The 18,974-nt window shown below is 63.1% G+C and carries 21 protein-coding genes and 1 pseudogene; 1 reads left to right on the forward strand and 21 read right to left on the reverse strand.

Annotated elements, in window-relative coordinates:
- Nucleotide 1 precedes the first annotated feature (1 nt).
- The 11 genes from trbK-alt to ACFSGJ_RS18475 form a co-directional block, all read right to left on the reverse strand.
- Nucleotides 2-289, reverse strand: coding sequence for a putative entry exclusion protein TrbK-alt (gene trbK-alt / locus ACFSGJ_RS18425; protein WP_035746321.1), 288 nt, complete (start codon nucleotides 287-289; stop codon nucleotides 2-4).
- 20 nt (nucleotides 290-309) lie between these two features.
- Nucleotides 310-1,092 (reverse strand): P-type conjugative transfer protein TrbJ, encoded by a 783-nt coding sequence (gene trbJ / locus ACFSGJ_RS18430; protein WP_390265293.1) that lies wholly within the window; start codon nucleotides 1,090-1,092, stop codon nucleotides 310-312.
- A gap of 65 nt (nucleotides 1,093-1,157) precedes the next feature.
- Nucleotides 1,158-3,596: a conjugal transfer protein TrbE gene (gene trbE / locus ACFSGJ_RS18435; protein ID WP_390265296.1), complete on the reverse strand. Its 2,439-nt coding sequence runs from the start codon at nucleotides 3,594-3,596 to the stop codon at nucleotides 1,158-1,160.
- 10 nt (nucleotides 3,597-3,606) lie between these two features.
- Nucleotides 3,607-3,888, reverse strand: coding sequence for a VirB3 family type IV secretion system protein (locus ACFSGJ_RS18440; RefSeq protein ID WP_015740165.1), 282 nt, complete (start codon nucleotides 3,886-3,888; stop codon nucleotides 3,607-3,609).
- Nucleotides 3,888-4,220, reverse strand: coding sequence for a TrbC/VirB2 family type IV secretion system protein (locus tag ACFSGJ_RS18445; protein ID WP_009450539.1), 333 nt, complete (start codon nucleotides 4,218-4,220; stop codon nucleotides 3,888-3,890). The genes ACFSGJ_RS18440 and ACFSGJ_RS18445 overlap by 1 nt, the downstream gene beginning before the upstream one ends.
- Nucleotides 4,217-5,161: a P-type conjugative transfer ATPase TrbB gene (gene trbB, locus ACFSGJ_RS18450; protein WP_465262145.1), complete on the reverse strand. Its 945-nt coding sequence runs from the start codon at nucleotides 5,159-5,161 to the stop codon at nucleotides 4,217-4,219. Before trbB ends, ACFSGJ_RS18445 begins: the two co-directional genes overlap by 4 nt.
- Nucleotides 5,162-5,355: 194 nt before the next feature.
- Nucleotides 5,356-5,817 carry a ribbon-helix-helix domain-containing protein gene (locus tag ACFSGJ_RS18455; RefSeq protein WP_390265303.1) on the reverse strand — a complete coding sequence of 154 codons (462 nt, stop codon included), beginning with the start codon at nucleotides 5,815-5,817 and terminating at the stop codon, nucleotides 5,356-5,358.
- Between the two features lie 14 nt (nucleotides 5,818-5,831).
- Nucleotides 5,832-7,820 carry a conjugal transfer protein TraG gene (locus ACFSGJ_RS18460; protein WP_390265305.1) on the reverse strand — a complete coding sequence of 663 codons (1,989 nt, stop codon included), beginning with the start codon at nucleotides 7,818-7,820 and terminating at the stop codon, nucleotides 5,832-5,834.
- A 186-nt stretch (nucleotides 7,821-8,006) separates the two neighbouring features.
- On the reverse strand, nucleotides 8,007-10,079 hold the full coding sequence (locus ACFSGJ_RS18465) for a relaxase/mobilization nuclease domain-containing protein (RefSeq protein ID WP_390265307.1): 2,073 nt from the start codon (nucleotides 10,077-10,079) through the stop codon (nucleotides 8,007-8,009).
- 313 nt (nucleotides 10,080-10,392) lie between these two features.
- Nucleotides 10,393-11,103 (reverse strand): lytic transglycosylase domain-containing protein, encoded by a 711-nt coding sequence (locus ACFSGJ_RS18470; protein WP_390265310.1) that lies wholly within the window; start codon nucleotides 11,101-11,103, stop codon nucleotides 10,393-10,395.
- A 4-nt stretch (nucleotides 11,104-11,107) separates the two neighbouring features.
- Nucleotides 11,108-11,443: a DUF736 domain-containing protein gene (locus tag ACFSGJ_RS18475; protein WP_066478904.1), complete on the reverse strand. Its 336-nt coding sequence runs from the start codon at nucleotides 11,441-11,443 to the stop codon at nucleotides 11,108-11,110.
- A 650-nt stretch (nucleotides 11,444-12,093) separates the two neighbouring features.
- Between ACFSGJ_RS18475 and ltrA the strand changes: the two genes are divergently transcribed.
- On the forward strand, nucleotides 12,094-13,620 hold the full coding sequence (gene ltrA, locus ACFSGJ_RS18480) for a group II intron reverse transcriptase/maturase (RefSeq protein ID WP_390265313.1): 1,527 nt from the start codon (nucleotides 12,094-12,096) through the stop codon (nucleotides 13,618-13,620).
- Nucleotides 13,621-13,775: 155 nt separating this feature from the next.
- Here ltrA and ACFSGJ_RS18485 read toward each other — a convergent pair whose 3' ends face one another.
- The 10 genes and pseudogenes from ACFSGJ_RS18485 to ACFSGJ_RS18530 form a co-directional block, all read right to left on the reverse strand.
- A complete protein-coding gene (locus tag ACFSGJ_RS18485; RefSeq protein WP_010336154.1) occupies nucleotides 13,776-14,321 on the reverse strand; it encodes a S26 family signal peptidase in 546 nt (181 codons plus the stop codon).
- Nucleotides 14,318-14,836, reverse strand: coding sequence for a DUF2840 domain-containing protein (locus ACFSGJ_RS18490; protein ID WP_110780677.1), 519 nt, complete (start codon nucleotides 14,834-14,836; stop codon nucleotides 14,318-14,320). The genes ACFSGJ_RS18485 and ACFSGJ_RS18490 overlap by 4 nt, the downstream gene beginning before the upstream one ends.
- Nucleotides 14,833-15,087 (reverse strand): hypothetical protein, encoded by a 255-nt coding sequence (locus ACFSGJ_RS18495; RefSeq protein WP_066478912.1) that lies wholly within the window; start codon nucleotides 15,085-15,087, stop codon nucleotides 14,833-14,835. The genes ACFSGJ_RS18490 and ACFSGJ_RS18495 overlap by 4 nt, the downstream gene beginning before the upstream one ends.
- The gene (gene parA / locus ACFSGJ_RS18500) at nucleotides 15,084-15,737 is read right to left on the reverse strand and encodes a ParA family partition ATPase (RefSeq protein ID WP_390265317.1); all 654 of its coding nucleotides are present in this window, start codon (nucleotides 15,735-15,737) and stop codon (nucleotides 15,084-15,086) included. The genes ACFSGJ_RS18495 and parA overlap by 4 nt, the downstream gene beginning before the upstream one ends.
- Entirely contained in the window at nucleotides 15,734-16,879 is a 1,146-nt protein-coding gene (locus tag ACFSGJ_RS18505) for a replication initiator protein A (RefSeq protein ID WP_390265322.1), read from the reverse strand. Before ACFSGJ_RS18505 ends, parA begins: the two co-directional genes overlap by 4 nt.
- Before the next feature lie 19 nt (nucleotides 16,880-16,898).
- Nucleotides 16,899-17,180 (reverse strand): helix-turn-helix transcriptional regulator, encoded by a 282-nt coding sequence (locus ACFSGJ_RS18510; protein WP_010336149.1) that lies wholly within the window; start codon nucleotides 17,178-17,180, stop codon nucleotides 16,899-16,901.
- Between the two features lie 136 nt (nucleotides 17,181-17,316).
- On the reverse strand, nucleotides 17,317-17,919 hold the full coding sequence (locus ACFSGJ_RS18515) for a DUF2285 domain-containing protein (RefSeq protein WP_390265326.1): 603 nt from the start codon (nucleotides 17,917-17,919) through the stop codon (nucleotides 17,317-17,319).
- A gap of 25 nt (nucleotides 17,920-17,944) precedes the next feature.
- A pseudogene (locus ACFSGJ_RS18520) lies at nucleotides 17,945-18,082 on the reverse strand (transcriptional regulator domain-containing protein); the annotation flags it as partial.
- A 128-nt stretch (nucleotides 18,083-18,210) separates the two neighbouring features.
- Nucleotides 18,211-18,486, reverse strand: a complete 276-nt coding sequence (locus ACFSGJ_RS18525) for a DNA -binding domain-containing protein (RefSeq protein WP_112830896.1) — start codon at nucleotides 18,484-18,486, stop codon at nucleotides 18,211-18,213.
- A gap of 60 nt (nucleotides 18,487-18,546) precedes the next feature.
- Entirely contained in the window at nucleotides 18,547-18,813 is a 267-nt protein-coding gene (locus tag ACFSGJ_RS18530) for a helix-turn-helix domain-containing protein (protein ID WP_317154079.1), read from the reverse strand.
- Nucleotides 18,814-18,974: the final 161 nt, after the last annotated feature.

Below are 18,974 nucleotides of genomic sequence, written 5' to 3' on the forward strand. Positions count from 1 at the left end.
TTCACTGTCCCCCGTTCTGATGCGGAGCGGCGGGCACCGGCGTCCGGCCGAGGAACCGGTCGCGGTTCTCGGCCCAGGTGGCGAGGCAGCCGGGATCGTTCACGGCGGCCTCGCCTAACTGCTGGCAGTGGCGCAGGCTCTGGCGCAGCGGATCGGCAGGCGCCTGAAGCGCCGGCGCCGCACGGGGCTGTGCTGGTTCGTCCTCGCGTGTCATTTCGATCACCGTCGCGGTGATGGCGATGGCCACGAAAATGATCGCGCCCAGTCGTGCCAGCATCTTGCCGTCCATGTCGCGCCCCTCCTGTCCGGTCAGTTGTTGCCGTTGCCGAACATCCGGGCATTGCCGGGCTGGTAGCCCGATCCGGGCGTCAGGAAGCGCTCGCGCTGGACACGGCCCTGTTCGGCGGCGATGGCACGCTCGGCCTCGATCAGCGCTTCCGAGCGGCCATTGGCCGACATCAGCGCGATCAGGTCGGAAAGCTGTTGCGACTGGAGGGCGAGAAGCTGATTGCCCGCCTGCGTGGCCTGCAAGGCGCCCGTCGCGTTCTGGCTCTGGCCGACCAAGGCGGACATCTCGGCGCGGTTGGTATCGATATTGCCGACAACACCGGCCTGTACACGCATGGCATCCTGCAAACCGCCAACTGTGTTCTGCCAGCGCGAACGGGCATCGGCGACAAGCTGGGTGTCGGTGGCAGAGAGCGAGACATTGCCGTATTTCTGTTGGAACATCTGATCGACGTTCTGCACGTCGAAGGCGATGTTCTGAGCCTGGGCCAGAAGCTGCTGGGTGCGCTGGACGTTCTGCTGCAAGGTCTGGAGCGAGGAATATGGCAGGCTGGTCAGGTTACGCGCCTGATTGATGAGCATCTGCGCTTCGTTCTGAAGCGAGGTGATCTGGTTGTTGATCTGCTCCAGCGTGCGCGCGGCCGTGAGCAGGTTCTGCGCATAGTTGGTCGGGTCATAGACGATGCGACCAAAGCCAAAAGCGTGAGCCGGGCTTGTCAGCATTGGTGACAATGCAACCGGCATGGCGAGGGTTAACGCCAGCATGGACGCACTGGCAAAACGGGCAATAGGGATACGGATCATGGCAAGGTCTCCTCTTTGTGGATGTCGTCGGGGTGGATTGGATCTGGCCTGACCGGCTGGGCGGGCTAGGGCTGTTCGGCAAGATTGGTGAGATCGGGGATCAGCTCGGCCGCCCATTCGACGCCGCGATCGCGCAGCCAGGCGGCGAGGAAGCCGTCCTGCCCATGCTCGGCGACGAGATCGGCGATCCGGGTCTGATCGGTTTTGGATGATGCGGCGCAGAGCGCGAGGCTGACTTCGGACAGGCCCAACTCGAACAGGCGATTGCCGCGGCGCGACTGGCAGTAATAATCCCGCTTGGGCGTAGCCCGTGCGAGGATCTCGATCTGCCGATCATTGAGACCGAAGCGCCGATAGATCGCAGTGATCTGCGGCTCGATCGCGCGTTCGTTCGGCAGGAGCAGTCGTGTCGGGCAGCTTTCGATGATGGCAGGCGCGATATTGCTGCCGTCGATGTCCGAGAGTGACTGCGTGGCGAAGATGACGCTGGCGTTTTTTTTGCGGAGCGTCTTCAGCCATTCGCGCAGCTGGTTGGCGAACCCCTCGTCATCCAGCGCCAGCCAGCCCTCGTCGATGATGAGCAGCGTCGGCCGACCGTCGAGCCGGTCGCCGATCCGATGAAACAGATAGGCCAGCACAGCCGGCGCAGCGCCAGTTCCGACAAGTCCCTCGATCTCGAAGGCTTGCACATCGGCGTGGCCGAGATGTTCAACCTCGGCATCGAGCAACCGGCCATAGGCACCGCCGATGCAATAGGGTCGCAGCGCCTGCTTCAGGTCATTGGATTGCAACAGGACCGCAAGACCGGTGATGGTGCGCTCGCCGACGGGTGCGGATGCCAGCGATGTCAGAGCCGTCCAGATATGCTCCTTCACCTCCGGCGTGATGGTCATGCCTTCACGCATCAGGATGGCGGCAGTCCAGTCAGCGGCCCATGACCGCTCATAAGCGTCATCAATCCGCGCGAGCGGTTGCAGGGAAACGGAAACCTCCGATCCCTCGGTCAACCCGCCGCCGAGGTCATGCCAATCGCCGCCCATGGCGAGCGCGGATGCCCGGATCGAGCCGCCGAAATCGAAGGCGAATATCTGGCTGCTGTCATAGCGGCGGAATTGCAGCGCCATCAGCGCCAGCAGCACGGACTTGCCTGCGCCGGTGGGGCCGACGACGAGGGTATGGCCCACGTCACCGACATGAAGGGAAAGCCGGAACGGCGTCGAACCTTCGGTCTTGCCGTACAGCAAGGGGGGCGCTCCGAGATGTTCGTTCCGTTCCGGCCCCGCCCACACGGCCGAAAGCGGGATCATGTGGGCAAGGTTGAGCGTCGAGACCGGCGGCTGCCGGACATTGGCATAGGCATGTCCGGGGATCGAGCCGAGCCAGGCATCGACGGCATTGACGGTTTCCGGCATGGCAGTGAAATCGCGGCCCTGAATGATCTTTTCGACCAGTCGCAGCTTCTCGTCGGCGATGCGCGGATCGGCATCCCAGACGGTGACGGTCGCCGTGACATAGGCCATGCCTGCCATGTCGGCCCCAAGTTCCTGCAAGGCCATGTCGGCATCGAGCGCCTTGTTCGACGCATCGGTGTCCACGAGCGCAGATTGCTCGTTGGTCATCACCTCTTTCAGGATCGCGGCGATGCTCTTGCGCTTGGCGAACCATTGCCGCCTGATCCTGGTCAGCAACTTCGTTGCGTCGGTCTTGTCCATCAGGATCGCGCGGGTGGACCAGCGATAGGGAAAAGCCAGCCGGTTCATCTCGTCGAGCAGGCCGGGCGTCGTCGCAGTCGGAAAGCCTGTGATGGTCAGGATGCGCAGATGCGACAAGCCCAGGCGTGGCTCCAGCCCGCCGGTCAGCGGCTGATCGGCCAGCAGCGCGTCGATGTGCATCGGCACCTCGGGCACGCGGACGCGATGGCGGTTCGTGGAAATCGTGGAATGGAGATAGGTCAGCGTGCCCGCGTCATCGATCCAGTGGCATTCGGGCATGAAGCCGTCGAGCAGCGCCAGCACGCGGTCGGTGCGGTCGATGAAGCCGCGCATCAGCTCCCATGGATTGACGCCGGATTGCTCACGGCCCTCGTAGAGCCAGGTCTCGGCGCGAGCCGCATCTTCGGCGGGTGGCAGCCAGAGGAAGGTCAGGAAGTAGCCTGACACGAAATGCGTGCCGGCTTCCTCGAAGGCAGCTTTGCGCTCGGCATCGACCAGAGCGGAGGCCGGATCAGGAAATTGGCTGCCGGGATAGGTCGCGGCTTCGCTTCGTTGTGCCTCAACAAAGATCGACCAGCCGGAGCCGAGGCGGCGCACAGCGTTGTTGATACGCCCGGCGACCGCGACCAGTTCGGCGGCAACAGCGGAATCCAGATCCGGCCCGCGAAACTTCGCAGTCCTCTGGAAACTGCCGTCCTTGTTCAGTACGACGCCCGAGCCAACCAGCGCGGCCCAGGGCAAGAAATCCGCGAGGCGGGTGGCGGTACGGCGATATTCGGTGAGGTTCATCATGGCCGCGCCCTCACACCGACAGATGACCGGGGATGCGCAGATGCCTACGCCCGACCTCGACGAAGAGCGGATCGCGTTTGGCAGCCCATACCGCGAGGAAATGACCGACTGCCCAGATGGCGATGCCAACCAGCCAGAGACGGAGGCCGAGGCCGACGGCGCCGGCCAGCGTGCCGTTGACGATGGCAATCGAACGCGGTGCGCCGCCGAGCAGGATATGCTCGGTCAGCGCCCGGTGAACCGGGATGGAGAAGCCCGGCACCGCATCGAGCTGTTCGAGGCCGCCCGCCATCAGATGAGCGCCCCGCCGCCGAACGAGAAGAACGACAGGAAGAAGCTCGACGCGGCGAAGGCGATGGACAGGCCGAAGACGATCTGGATCAGGCGGCGGAAACCGCCAGATGTGTCACCGAAGGCCAGCGCCAGGCCGGTGGCGATGATGACGATCACCGCGATGATCTTGGCGACCGGCCCCTCGATCGACTGCAGGATGCTCTGAAGCGGTGCCTCCCAGGGCATGGAAGAGCCGGATGCGTGTGCGGCGGGCGCCAGCATCAGGCTGATGGAAACAGTGGCAGCGGCGGTTGCCATGATGCGGCAGCCGCGCGAAATCGTGCGGATCATGAAGGGTTTCCTTTCGGGGTGGTGGCCAAAGTAATGGGATGCGTGATGGCGTAGTCACCGTCCGGACCCAGCCCATCGACGCGGGCGAGTTCGACCAGGCGGCGGGACGATCCACGTCCGGCAAGAACGGCGACAAGGTCGATGGTTTCGGCGATCAGGGCGCGCGGGACGGTGATGACGGCTTCCTGGATGAGCTGTTCGAGGCGTCGCAGCGCGCCAATACCGGAACCGGCATGGATGGTGCCGATCCCGCCCGGATGGCCTGTGCCCCATGCTTTAAGGAGATCGAGGGCTTCGGAGCCGCGCACCTCCCCGACCGGGATGCGATCAGGACGCAGGCGCAGCGAGGAGCGCACCAGATCGGAGAGCGTCGCCACGCCATCCTTGGTGCGCATGGCGACGAGATTAGGCGCGGCGCATTGCAGTTCGCGCGTGTCTTCAATGATCACGACGCGATCCGAAGTCTTGGCGACTTCTGCCAGCAGCGCGTTGGTCAGCGTGGTTTTTCCGGTCGAGGTGCCGCCCGCGACAAGGATATTGGCGCGCGTGGCGACGTTCAGGCGCAACACCTCGGCCTGAGCGCTGGTCATAATTCCGGCGCTTACATAGTCGTCGAGCGTAAACACCGCGACGGCGGGCTTGCGGATGGCAAAGGTCGGCGCCGTGACAACAGGCGGCAGCAACCCTTCGAAGCGCTCTCCGGTCTCAGGCAGTTCGGCCGATACACGCGGACTTCGGGTATGAACTTCGACGCCAACATGATGGGCGACCAACCGGACGATCCGCTCGCCATCAGCCGCAGACAGCCTCTCTCCCGTATCGGCCAGACCTTCGGAGAGCCGATCCACCCAGATGCGGCCATCGGGATTCAGCATCACCTCGACCACAGCCGGATCTTCCAGAAGCCGGGCAATCGATGCCCCGAGTGCGGTGCGCAGCATCCGCGCACCACGCGCAATCGTCTCGGGTTTCTGATGTGATGTGGTCATAGCGGCCCCGTTCATGGCGGGACGCGCAAAAGACGGACCCCGGATTGGGGTCGATTAAAAGAACCTGATTTAGGGCCGTTTCAACAGATGTTTATGCGCGTGCGGGCATCGGCGGCGCAGGGCGGTAAATCGGATAGATCGAATTTTCAGGGCCGATTTCCATCGGCTTCAGACTGGCCTTGCGACGAAAGATCGTGAAGCGAATCCATATCCCGCGACAACTCTTTCAGGAACCTGTCTCCGGAAGCCAGGCGCTTGCCGAGTGTCTGCATGAAGCCTTCGAAGCGCTCGTTGCCCTTGATACGTGCCGACTGTTTCGCGCTGTCTGACAGCGGCGGCGTCATAGTGAGCCAGAATTGCACGAACAGCGAAAGCGTCTCGCCGAGGATGGCGATATCTTCGTCCAGCATGTCGAACTGGCGGCCAAGCTTGTCCAGGCGTCGCGACATTGCGGCTTCCAGCCGTTCGGTCGTGTCACCGGACAGGAAGGATGCGACCGCCGCCTCGATCACTGCGGATTTTGAAACATTGCGACGCAGCGCCAGACCCTCGACCTGCTTCAGCAGATCCGGGGAGAAGTAGACATTCATGCGGGTGCGACTCGTCATGCCTGTCTTCCTTCTCAAAGCTCGATGCCGTCATTTGGGTCGAGTGACGCCTGCCGCGCGACCATGCGCATCCGCTGACGCATGGCACGGGCTTTGCCGGCATCGACGTCGGGCACATCATCGAGAAAGTCGAACTCCTGCGATGGCGGCGGTGGTGGCGGGATGATTTCCTCATGTTCGGGAAGCTCCGGCTCACGACGGATACCGGCATTGGCAGGATCGTCGTCGGATGTGTTCGACGTGGGTCCGTGGCCGGCCGCGGCCGCAACAACACGGCTCGTCCAGTCGTCTGGCGCCGATGTTACCATCTTCACCGACGGCTTGCGCAGATCGGGCGGCGGCAACACCCGTTCCTGAAACCGGGCATCGGCATAGTAGCGCGCCTTGGCGGCCCGAATCGGCGGCACGCCCGCTACCATGACGATCTCGTCGGTGGGCGGGAGTTGCATGATCTCGCCCGGTGTCAGGAGCGGCCGCGCTGTTTCCTGCCGCGACACCATGAGATGCCCCAGCCATGGCGCGAGGCGATGGCCCGCATAGTTGGTGGAATCGCGCATTTCCGTGGCCGTGCCGAGCGCATCACTGATCCGTTTGGCGGTACGTTCATCATTGGCAGCAAAGGCGACACGCACATGGCAGTTGTCGAGAATGGCGTTGTTCTGCCCATAGGCGCGCTCGATCTGGTTGAGCGACTGCGCGATCAGGAACGCTTTGAGGCCATAACCGGCCATGAAGGCGAGCGCCGATTCAAAGAAGTCCAACCGCCCGAGCGCGGGGAACTCGTCCAGCATCAACAGCAGGCGATGGCGCTTGCCGGAGGTTTCCAGCTCCTCGGTCAGCCGCCGCCCGACCTGATTGAGGATGAGGCGGATCAGCGGTTTTGTGCGATTGATGTCCGATGGCGGTACGACGAGGTAGAGGCTGACGGGTTCTTTTGCTCCGACCAGATCAGCAATGCGCCAGTCGCAACGGGCCGTCACGCGGGCCACGACCGGATCTCGGTAGAGGCCGAGAAAGGACATCGCCGTGGACAGCACGCCGGAGCGTTCGTTCTCGGATTTGTTCAGCAGCTCGCGTGCCGACGAAGCGATGACGGGATGCACACCGGCTTCACCCAGATGCGGCGTGTCCATCATGGCGCGCAAGGTTGCCTCAACCGGACGGCGCGGATCGGACAGAAAGCTCGCGACCCCCGCCAGAGTCTTGTCCTTCTCGGCATAGAGCACATGCAGGATGGCGCCGACCAGCAGCGAATGGCTGGTCTTTTCCCAATGGTTACGCTTGTCGAGGCTGCCTTCGGGATCGACCAGAATATCCGCGATGTTCTGGACATCGCGTACTTCCCACTCTCCCTGCCGGACTTCCAGCAGCGGATTGTAAGCTGCGGAATGGACATTGGTCGGATCGAACAGCAGAACGCGGCCGTGATGGGACCGGAAGCCGGCCGTCAGATTCCAGTTCTCGCCTTTGATGTCATGGACGATGCAGCTTCCCGGCCAGGTCAGCAGCGTCGGCACAACGAGGCCGACACCCTTGCCCGATCGGGTGGGCGCGAAACAAAGGACATGCTCAGGTCCGTCGTGTCGTAGATAGTCCTTGCTGTGCCTGCCCAGGACCACGCCATCGGGATCAAGCAGACCGGCGGCACGGATTTCCTTGTCCTCGGCCCATCGGGCCGAACCATAGGTGGCGACGTTGCGCGCCTCGCGCGCCCGGATAATCGACATGAAGAAGGCGGCTGCGATGGCGAGCGCCGCCCCGGACGTGGCGATGATTGCGCCCTCGGTGAAAATGCCCGGCGCATAAGCGTCGAAGGAAAACCACCACCAGAAAAAGGCCGGAGGATAATAGACTGGCCATCCCGCGATATCGAACCATGGATTCCCGAGCAGGGGCTGGAACCCGAGCCGAAAGGCGACCCACTGCGTCGAAGTCCAGACCATCACCAGGACGATGGTGAACACGACAATGATCTGGCCCCAGAGTATTCGGCCTCCACGCATACAAGCTCCAATCGGCAAAAGAGTCGGAGCCGATCAGAGAATAGGCATTTTGGCGAGTGGCAACAGGAAAGGCCAAGCCGCAGCGCTGCCGGATAGCAGCGGCGGCACATCGGACAGGTTCGCTCAAGAGCCGTCCACATTCCGACCTCGCGAGAACAATTCGCGCGGCACAGGAGCAGCGAAGACTCATATCCCCAGCCCTCGGCCCCGTCCCAACTGCCAGGATACCGATCCGCCCTGCACGACACCCATCACCTCACGGCCGAGCTGGCGGTCGATGACCGGCCTCCATGGAACAAGAGTGAACTCATGGCTCTTTTCGACCACGGCGAACTTGCCGCTCGAGAGCTGCATTGTTCCGGTAAACTTGCCACTGATAGTCTCGCCATCGGCAGCCGCCCGGAACGGCAGCCCCTTGCTCTCGACCATTTCCGCACCAACTCGCGTCACTTCCCGCTCGCGCAGGTTGGCGAGCAGGTCTCGCCGATAGAGGATGCGGCCATTCTGCTGCCGCGTCGCATCGCCGTGGGTGACATGATGTTCACGGCGCTGATCCATGGCATCGCGCACCTGCTGCCCAAACCCTGCCGGGGTAATATCCGAAGCGTCCGGCGTAACTAGTCTCCGGTCCAGCCAGGTCGCACCATCGGCGCCGATCTGCTTTTTCAGATCGAAGGTCGAGACGACACGGATGCTGGCCTGCCGGTTGCGGCCGGCATCATAGGCGGCGGCGCGGCTATCGAAGTCCTCGGGGATGCGCCACTGGTCAGCGTCGATCCGTTCAGCGATCCCGGCGCGGCGCAGCGCCTCCAGTCGCCGGACATGGGCATCGACATAGCCCTCATAATCACCGCCCGGCACACGCCCTTCGAACTTTGCCTGTTCGAGGTGGCGGCTCGGTCGGTAGATACCATTCTCGGAGATCGCAGCGATGGTCCGATCAGAGGGACGTTGTGCCGTGTCGGCGGGGCCGACTTCCACGATGCTGCCAATCCGGGCGTCTTCGACGCGGGCCGAATCAATGCCGGGAAGATGGTGTGTTCGCCCGTCGATGCCGTCCACCACGATGGTCAGGTTCTCGCCCATCTCGTCGGTGAGATATTTGTCCACGACGCGACCGGTGATGGGTGCCGCGGGTGCTGCATCGTGAAGCTGGAAGGTCATCGGATCACGTTCCTGCCCATCAGCCTTCAGCGCCCTATGCATGTTGCGGATGATGTCACCGCGCTCGCCGAGTTCACGCAACGCCGGTTCCATCTTCGCGCCAAGCTCCCAGACGCCGGGTGCATGTTCGGTCGCCAGCCCCATCTTCTCCAGTTTGGCGAGACGGCGCAGGCGAAGCGTGCGGTTGAACTGGCGGCGCGAGTCGTCGGGTTCATGGCGCAGATCGAGGAACCGTTCGTCGGCCTCCTCGGCCATGGCGCGGTCGATACGCGTGAAGCGGTCCTGATCGATTTCGGCAGAGAGCTTGCGGCTCTGCTCGATCTCGGTCACGGGACCGAGTTCCAGCGTGGTCAGCTCGCTCGCCCGCTCACGAATACCATTGGCGAGATAGTCGCCATTGATGACCAGGTTCTCACCCAGATCGTCCTTGCCTCGAACGATGACATGGACATGGGGATGGCCGGTATTGTGGTGATTGACCGCCACCCAGTCGAGCTTCGTTCCGAGATCCGCCTCGATGCGGCTCATCAAATCGCGGGTGTGTTCGGTGAGATCGGAAAGATCGGCGGCATCCTCAGGCGAAACGATGAAGCGGAACTGGTGGCGATCATCCTTGCCGCGGTCGAGAAACGCATCACCATCGGCCCGGTCCTCGGTCGCAGAATAAAGCTGACCGCGCTCGCCATCACGGGATGTCCCGTCTCGTTGGATGTAGCGCAGATGGGCAGCCCCTTTGCCGTTCTTCCCCGCGCTCTGGACGTACCGGGTTTTGACGACGACGCGGCGCACTCCGGCCGCACTGTGACGCCAACCGCCCGACAGGGTTCGGGCGCGGACAAAGGCCGCGCCACGGCCACGTTTTATGCCCGGACCTTTGCCAGCCTGCGACGCCTTCCCACTCCTTCCGGCAGAACCGGATGCGGAGCGCGATGAAGTCCGTGATGCGGATGACGATGATCTGCCGGGGCTGTTGCTATGCTGATGCGCCAGCTTCTTCGCCTGCGTCAGAAAGCTCTTCGCCTTACCCGCCTTCGACACGTCGGATTTGATCCGACCTGGCTTGGGGCGAAAGCGGTTCTCATCGTCGGCGCTCATGAACGCGCCCCACGCCGTGAAGGCGGCAAGTCGGTCAATATTCGGCGGGAGTGCCGGTCAAAACCCTGCAAAGCTAAGGCTTTGCACCATATCGCGGCACGCGAGGCCCAAAAGCAAGGTGCCGTGCGCCGCGCCCCAAAACAGTGTGCAGACAAGGGCTTGCCCAGAAACCGGCCTGACAGGGTGCCGGTTTCCTTTATCTTGCCCTCCGCCTTTCTTTCCCTTTTTGCCCGTCCTGCCGGGAATGCAGCCAGGCGACCCCTTGCCTGACTGCACACCGGAAGCGGACCGAAAGCGGGTGGAGACGCCATGTTCATGGCGCATCTCCATTGCTCACACGGGCCACGAATATGCCGCCGTCCTGCGGCTCCTGATCGACGGAAACGCGCAGAGGAAGGGTTGCGCGGGCGCCGTTCGACGGCTGATTGGCCGCCGCCGAATTGCCGCTGGATTGCGCAACGAAGAGCGGAGCTTCGCGCCAATCCGGCGGTGGCGGCGGCACGATCGTCGGCACATCAGGCGCAGTCGCACGCCCGAGAACCGGCGCGAGCGTGGCGACATACGCGCGCGTCTCTGCGGGCAAAGCGCGGCCCGTCGCCAGATGCGCGTCATAGCGACCGGGACCGGCATTGTAGGCGGCGAGCATGGCCGCGACATTGCCATAGCGGTCCCACATCTCGCGCAGATACGCCGTACCTGCGAGGATGTTATCGCGCGGATCGTAAGGATCGCGCCCGAGATCATGGCGGCTGCGCAGGCCCGCCCAGGTATCGGGCATGACCTGCATCAGCCCCATTGCGCCCGCCGATGAGATGGCGCGCATATCGCCCGCGCTTTCCACGCGCAGCACGGCCAGAATCCAGTGCTCTGGAATGCCGAAGCGCTGTGACGCCTCGGCAATGAAAGCAGCATGGGGATGCACGGTGACAGGCGCGGGTTGCGGCGTGATCTGCGCGATGGCCGGCATCGAGCCGCTGCCAGCCGTCAGCAGGGCCGTGAAGAGAAGGAGGGCGCAGGATCGCATGATCTCAGTCCCGATCTTCGCGGGGCTTTGGACGGCTCCAGTGTAGCGACCATGACGAGCCTGCATCGTCATCGCGGAACAGGTTGGCGCGGATCGGCTGCGGCAAGGCGGGATCGTCAAGCAGTACCGAGAGATATTCGCCAGCCTTTTCGCCGGTGCGTTTCCATGCAGCACCGACCTCCGGCCCGTCATGTTCAATGAAATGGACGCGATAGTCCGGCGCATTCTCCGCATCGGAATGTTCGGCGGGCACGATGACGAGATCGCGCTTCATGGTGAGCGTGACGAGCTGACCGGCGAAGCCGGATGCGTCACGCGCGAATTGACCGATCTGTGGCATGGTATGTCTCCGTGCGTTGGGTATTAGGTTGAAGAAAGGAGTGCTTTGACTTTTGCGTCGTTACTGATCTCGCGGGGTGGAAGACCCCGCACGCCGTGTGACGCAACATGCGGCGATGAGCAGATGGGTGAGGCGAACCGGGTGCTTCCGGGGAGCCATAAATCAGCAGAACCCATTGAAGCCGGACGGGCGGGAACTTCCGATCCCGTGAGCGGTCCGGCGTGCGAGCCTGCCATGGCGAGGGAAACCGAACCGATGGTGGACGCCTCGTCAGAAAATGACCTCCGCCAACTCGGAAGTGGGCGGAGCGGCCGGTGGCGCATGCCACAGGCCGGTGGAGTGTTGGTCCGCTCTGGAGACCTGCGGACTGGAGGCATGCGGCGTGCCGCATGCCAGCCTCGGCGCGTGCTTGCGTTGCGCCGTGGCCGGATTCCACACGGGGTAAAGTCGGCGCCTAACACAGGCGAGAGATCAGTTGCGGAACCCAAGAACCTTGTCATCGCTTCCGGCGCTCTCGGGCGTCGGATGACCGAAGCGACCGGCGATCGCGGTGACAGGGGGCGGAGCCGCCGTAGTAGTCCGAGGGCGGGAAAACCGTCCACATGGCGAAGGGCGGCAGTGGATACGGCTTGCAGGCAGGAGGTGGGCGCATGCCCGGCGCGGTGAATACCTCGTTCGTCCTCGACATGCAGCGCAAGTTGTATCGGTGGAGCAGCGAAACGCCTGACCGGGTGTTCGCTGATCTGTTCAATCTCGTATGCGACCGCAGAACCCTGACGGAAGCTTGGAAGAGGCTCGCCCGCAATCGCGGCAGCCAGACGCCGGGCACGGACGGGATGACGCGGCGCACGGTCGAAGAGCGTCCCGGCGGCGCAGCAGGCTACCTCGATGAGATACGCGAGGCGCTTCGCAGCGGAACCTACCGGCCCGAACCTGTCAGGCAACGGTTGATCCCAAAGCCCGGCAAGCCGGGAAAGTTCCGCCCGCTCGGCATTCCCACGCTCACCGACCGACTGGTGCAAATGGCTTTGAAGCTGGTCCTGGAACCCATCTTCGAGGCGGATTTCTATCCGACCTCCTACGGGTTCCGAAAAGGACGGAACACCCACGATGCGCTGGTGAAAATCCAGCAGTGCCTTCATCCGACACGTAGCGGACCATCCATCTACAGCTACGTGATCGAAGGCGACATCAAGGGCTGTTTCGACGCCATCGACCATCACGTCCTGATGGAGCGGGTGCGACGCCGCGTCAGCGACCGAAAGGTACTGCGGCTGATCCTCGCCTTCCTGAAGGCCGGCGTGATGATCGAGGGCAATGTCCGTCACCCGGTCACGGGCTCGCCGCAAGGCGGGATCATATCGCCGATGCTGTCGAACATCTACCTGACGGCCATCGACGAGCGATACGGACGTTGGTCCATGCGCCCGCGTGAACGCCCGCAGAATGCGGCCGACCGGCGGCACTATGACCGCAACAAAGGACGGCCCGTCTTCTACATGGTGCGATATGCGGACGACTTCGTCGTGTGCGTATCGGGCACGCGGGAGCAGGCAGAAGCGGAAAAGCTCGCGCTGGCGGAGTTCCTGAAAACGGAGCTTCGCATGGAACTGTCGATGGAAAAGACCCGCATCACCGGCGTCCGGGAGGGCTTCGACTTCCTTGGCTACCGGGTGGCACAGACCAAGGCGTTCCATACGGGACGCTGGGTCGGCAATCTCTTCATCCCGAAGGGGAAGCTGAATGACCTGCGCTACAAGGTCAAGGTTCTGGTGAAGGCGATCCCGACCGGATACGCCCTCGCCGACCTCATCGACAGGCTCAACCCTGTCCTCCTTGGGTGGCGGAATTACTACCGGTACGCCACATGGGCATGCCGGGACTTCCACAAGCTCGACTGGTGGATATGGCAGCGTGTCGGACGCTGGCTGAGGAAGAAGCACAGAAAGGCATCGTGGCGAACGCTGCGGTTCCGCTTCACCCTCAACGTCCGTGGGGAACGAAAGCGATGGATCGACGGGCGCTCGCGCCTGCGGTATCTCCGCGAAGGCGGAACCATGCACTACCCGCACCGGGAACTTGCGAAACCGAACGGATGGAATGCCGAAATGAAGCACAAGCGTCGTGATGATACCCGTGACTTCTGGCAGGCGTTCAACCGCCTCAGCTACACCTGAGGCCCACCCGTGGGCGATCTCTCGCCCATGCATGGAGAGCCGGATGCTTGGAAACTTGCACGTCCGGTTCGGGGAGAGGGATGGAGAAACTTGTCTCCGAAAGGGGGCGTAGCGCTTCATCTCTACTCTACTGTGTTGGTGGATTTGGCGTGAGTTCAATGCGTGACCGCCCGCCATTCGTAGCGGCCATCGCCTTCCTCATCGGTCCAGAGCGGAAGCGCCCGGCCGATGACGGAACTGGCGGGAACAGGTCCGAAGTAACGGCCGTCGAGGCTGTCCCGGATGTCCCAATTCATGAGGAAGAGTTCACCGTCGCCGATGATGCGGCAGCCCTGCCAGACCGGCAGATCGCGGCCCATGCGGTCGCGCTCCAGCGCGTCCCCCATCTCGACATTATCGACGGCAATGGTCGCACCGTGGCGGCAGACGCGCTGTCCCGGCAGGCCGAGGACACGCTTCAGCAGCGGCACGCCGCGCCCGATATAGCCGCGCTCAACCATGAACCGCTCCAGCGGTTCAGGCGGCATGATGGCGACGAGTTCGGGAATTTCGAGCGCATCGGCGGGAGCAACCGTGTAGAGGCCGATGGGCGCGCTGGCGGTCGCATTCCAGATCAGCCGGGTTGGCAGATCGGCGACAGCCGTGACGACAAGCGTGCCAACGGCTATCATTGTCACGGCGAGGATATGACGGCGGCTCATGGTGCAATCCTCCGGCGGCTGACCCATGCGGCATGGCGCTCCGGGGTGTAGGGATTGGGTTCCTGGCCGGCACTCAAACGGTTGTGGACGTGCCGCCAATGATCCGGCGCAACATCCGCCGGATCGACGCCAAGCGCGTCCACGGCATCAATCAGGGCCAGCACCCGCTGGACTTGTCGCCAGCCGTCGATACGCAGCAGGATCTCGCCGCCAGGACGAACGAAGGGCACGGTCTGGTACGGTTCGCCACGCCCGACAGCGCGCAGGATGTCGAGCCGCGAAACGATGGTGCCGTAATCGTTGGAGGCCCAACGGACGAAGGCGAAGATGCTTTCGGGCGCAAAACCGATCAGACTGCGGCGGCGGTCGATAATCTGCTCAAAGCTCTTGCGGCCAAAGCGTATCCAGCGCTCGACCTTCTTCTTCTGGAAGGTCAGTTCGACCAATGTGGTGAACGGTGCAGGCCCGTCCGCCTGCGGATGTTCATGCGCAGCGCGCACGGTTTTGCCGGTCATGGCTGATCTCCTTCGATGGGTGGAAACTCGCGGACCAGCAGCTCGCGCAGCATCACGGCGACGGTGACGCCACGCCGGAAAGCGGCAACCTTGATGCGCCCGCGCAGTTCGGGCGCGATGTCGATGGTCAGGCGGGCGGTGAACGCCTCCGTAGCCGTCTTGCCGGTTGCCGGCGCATCGGCGGCTCTGACCCAGCTATCGGGATTGCCCGGACGCGATGCGAAGCCGGATTTGACGGGCGGACGTGTCATGGCACGATCCTCCCGACACCGAGGCCATTGATCTCGGCCGCCAGCGCTGTGACCTCCTGTGCGGCCCGTTCGCCGCCATCTGTCTCCAAGACCAGCCGTCCGGTCTGTGCGGCTTCGGCGAAGGCGACACGCTGGCCGACCGTCGTGGCCAGCAAGGGCGGATCATGTTCGGCCAGTGTCTCTGCCGTTTCGCGGGCGATGACGGCGCGCGCACCGCATCGGTTCAGCAGAAAACGGGAGGCCAGTTCAGGGCGATAGATGCGGGCTTCGTTCAGAAGCGCCAGCATCTCGGCGGAGGCCCAGCCGTCGAAAGGAGATGGCTGCGCCGGGATCAGCACCAGATCGACTGCAAGCAGCGCAGAGCGCATCAGGCCAGCGACACGGGGCGGACCATCAATAACGACATGATCGGCGTCACGCGCCAGCTCCGGCGCTTCCCTGTGCAGGGTATCGCGGGCAAGGCCGATGACGGTGAACAGCCTTGGCAGCCCTTCATGGCTGCGCCGCTCCGACCAATCGAGTGCGGAGCCTTGCGGATCGGCATCGATCAGGATGACCCGCTTGCCTTGCGCAGCCCAGGCTCCGGCGAGATGCAGCGCCAGCGTCGTCTTGCCCACGCCGCCTTTCTGATTGAGGAGCGCAACAATCATCGCCGTCCTCCCGGTTTGCCGAGAGGAAGTTCAGGCGTGCTTGTTGACGCGGGCGATCCCTGCTTTGGGGGCGTCAGCTTGCCTTTATGGGCACCCGATCTGAGGGCCGCACCAGCCTTCGCGATGAGCTTTTCCACATCGCGCCGCCGCTCTTCAAAGTTAGATTCTGTGTTAGACTTTAAGTTAAGGGCGCAATTTTCGCTTTTATTACCGAAGGATAGGAGGTGTTTGGGTTCCCGATAGCACGAGCCTCCGGTTCCTGATGGCACGATAGTCCGGGTTCCCGATAGCACGAGGCTATCCACAGGTTTTCCACAGGCCGGGACAGGCTCGAAAGCGAGCAGCATCCGGCCGCCGGTTTCGACCTCGGCGAACAGGGTGTAGCCGGGCAGCGGTTGGCGGCGGATAATGTCGCGCAGCTCGAAGGCGAAGCGCTTGAACGGCGAGAGACTGCCCGATTTCTGGTGCAGGTGACGGAAGTCGAACCGCCAACCGTTTCTTTGCCGCCCACCATGCTTGCGCACCAGGCGATAGAGCCAGCGATCCAGCCCGCCGGTCAGATTGAAATAGGCCCGGTCGATGGTGAGGATCAGGGCGTCATCCAGAACCGCACTGTAGAACCAGTCGGGCACGATCATCTCGATGCCGTCCGGGCGGCCGTTGGCATCGGTCCGCTCATGCCATTCGTTGATCCACGAAAAGCGATGGCGTCGTCCGTTGGCGCGCTGGCGGATCGACGTCGCAACCGTGGTCGATTGCAGGCGGTCCAGCGCCGCTTTCAGGCGCTGATAGTCCCGCAGGGAGGTTCCGCGCCCTGTGAATGTCAGGATCTCATAGGGCGTTGCCGCCATCAGGCGCGATGTGCGCAGACCGGCGTCCCGCGCTTCAACAATCTGACTGGCCGCCCAGATCAGAATATCGGCATCCCAGATCGTCGCCATGCCGTGATCGGGAACAGCTTCGACACGGATCGAGACGTTGCCCAGTGCAAAGTCAATCGGGCGGATACGGTGCGATTTGGAAAGGGAAAAGAAAGGATAGGCCATGAGATCCTGCGCGTCTCGTGGCGCGAGTTCACCGGGAAGCGCCCGAAACAGATCGAGTTGCCCGCGTTCCGAGGCGGATGGGTGCTGCGCTGCCATCAAGGGCTGACCGCCGTGTTCAGCGCGTAATGCGCTTGGGCGAGGTGAATGCGGTCGGCGGCAGAGGTTTGGCCGGGAGAACCTGTCCGCGTGGGTCCGACGTGGAGGTAACCGATCCGCGCGCAACCCAGGCCGCGAGATCCTCGACCGAATAGACAACGCGGCCGCCGAGCTTGTGATAGGCAGGTCCCGTTCCGTAGGTTCTGTGCTTTTCCAGCGTGCGCGCGGACAGGCTGAGGAAATCGGCGGCTTCCTTGGTGCGCAGGTAGCGTGGCGGCAAGGCGGCGAGATCAGGTCGCATGGGGTGGCCTCCGTGGTTGTGCAGGATGCCGCTGACGATCAACGGCATGACATGCGCACGGTGGCGAAGGCGCGGCGGCATGGGGGATGAGGAAGATCGAAGGGGTAAAATCCTCACCCTCGATCAGACGTCAGCGTCAGGGTTTGCGACGATGGCGCAAAAGGTCCAGATAACCGCCGTCGATCAGCGCGGCGGCAGATCGGACAAGGGCGATGACAGAGGCGCGCAAAGCCGATGTCTTCCACGGTTCGGCCCGAACGCGCGCCTCTCCATAGATGGCGATGGCAATCTCACGATAGGTCGCTTGGTTGGCGTTTCCGTCAGCGGCTTGCATCATCAGGCGGAACCGCCGGCGCTGATACGGCGTCATCCTGGGGTCGCGGCGCGCGGGTTTCCCGGCCAGCATGTGCCAGAGCCTGAGAGTGGCTTCGAGCCGATCCGGCAGATTTTCGTCAAGGGGCAGGATGAGCGCCGGCTGCGAATTGGCATCGGTATCGGCGAGGATCAGATATTGAACGCCGTCTCTGGCGTCACAGACACCATATGTCCCCTCTGGTCCGCAGATGGCATCAGCAAGATCGACCGATAAGGCGGACGGAGAAGGCGGAAAAAAACCGGGCGCTGCCCCGAGCAGCAGCATGTCCGGATTGGCAACAGGCGACCAGATGACCGGTTGGTCGAGCGCGGAAAAGCCGGGGTCTGCCGGGAAATCGCAACCCCCAGCGATTTTGGACGTCATCCGCAAAGGGAAGATGCCCGGCGCCTTGCGCTACAAGATCATCGAAACTGGCCTGATAGGAGGCGTTACGGCGCAGGCATTCCCAGGCGACGCCCTCAACGGGCAGCGCATCGTAGAATTCATACTGCTCCTGGTCTCGCCAGCGGGATGTATCCGGCTTCATTGCTCCGCTCCTGGTTGAAACTGCACAGGTGGAGCGTGAGAGAATTGCGGCGCATCTACCGAGATGGAAGCCGGGACAAAGACATGGGGTGATGCTCTGAGGGCATCACTGGTGCGATGGCGCCGAGGTCAGGTCCGATCTGTCGGACGGCGGAGCAGCTGGCGATAGCCGCTCTGTGTCATCCAGCGCGCGCGGGCCAGATGGCTGTCATGGACCTGCCGGGCGCGCACTGGTTCCAGGGCGGGGTCGATACCGAACAGAATGTTGACGGCTTCGGTCCATTCCGCACCATCGGCGTCAGCATCAAGCAGCCGCATGTAGAGTTTGACGTGCGCGCGATCATATTCGGTCAGCTCGTCGGCGACAGGCGCGATGTCGTCAAAGGGGACGACTGCGAATGTCATGTCGAGGGCCGCCGCAGGGCGCAGGCCGCCGCAGCGGATTGATGATGTCGCCGGCGCCGGTCAGGCGTCACGGATCTCTCGGTATCTCTTCTCGTCTTGGTCATGAACCAGCAATACTCCTTGCCCGCGATCCGTGGACAGGAGAACAATCCCTGCTGCTTCAAGCGCCCGGCGCACCTGATCCCGCGTTGTCTCATACACCTCGAGCCGGTTCTCGGACTCGAGGCGCTTCAGGGCAGTCAGCGATATTCGGGCCTTGTCAGCAAGCGTCTCCTGCGTCCAACCCAGCAACGCGCGTGCGGCCCGCGACTGTCGAGCGGTGATCATGCATGATCACCTCCCATCGCGACCGGCGCGCATTCCAGAACTACGGCTTCTCTATTCGGTCCGTGCCGAGCGCACGAGCCTCATCAGTCCTCCAATCGTCAATTACATACTATAGTTGATAAACTTAAAGTGTGTAAATTGCCATCGCTTTGCGCATGGAC

Source organism: Halodurantibacterium flavum (assembly GCF_042681825.1).
Lineage (GTDB): Bacteria > Pseudomonadota > Alphaproteobacteria > Rhodobacterales > Rhodobacteraceae > Halodurantibacterium > Halodurantibacterium flavum.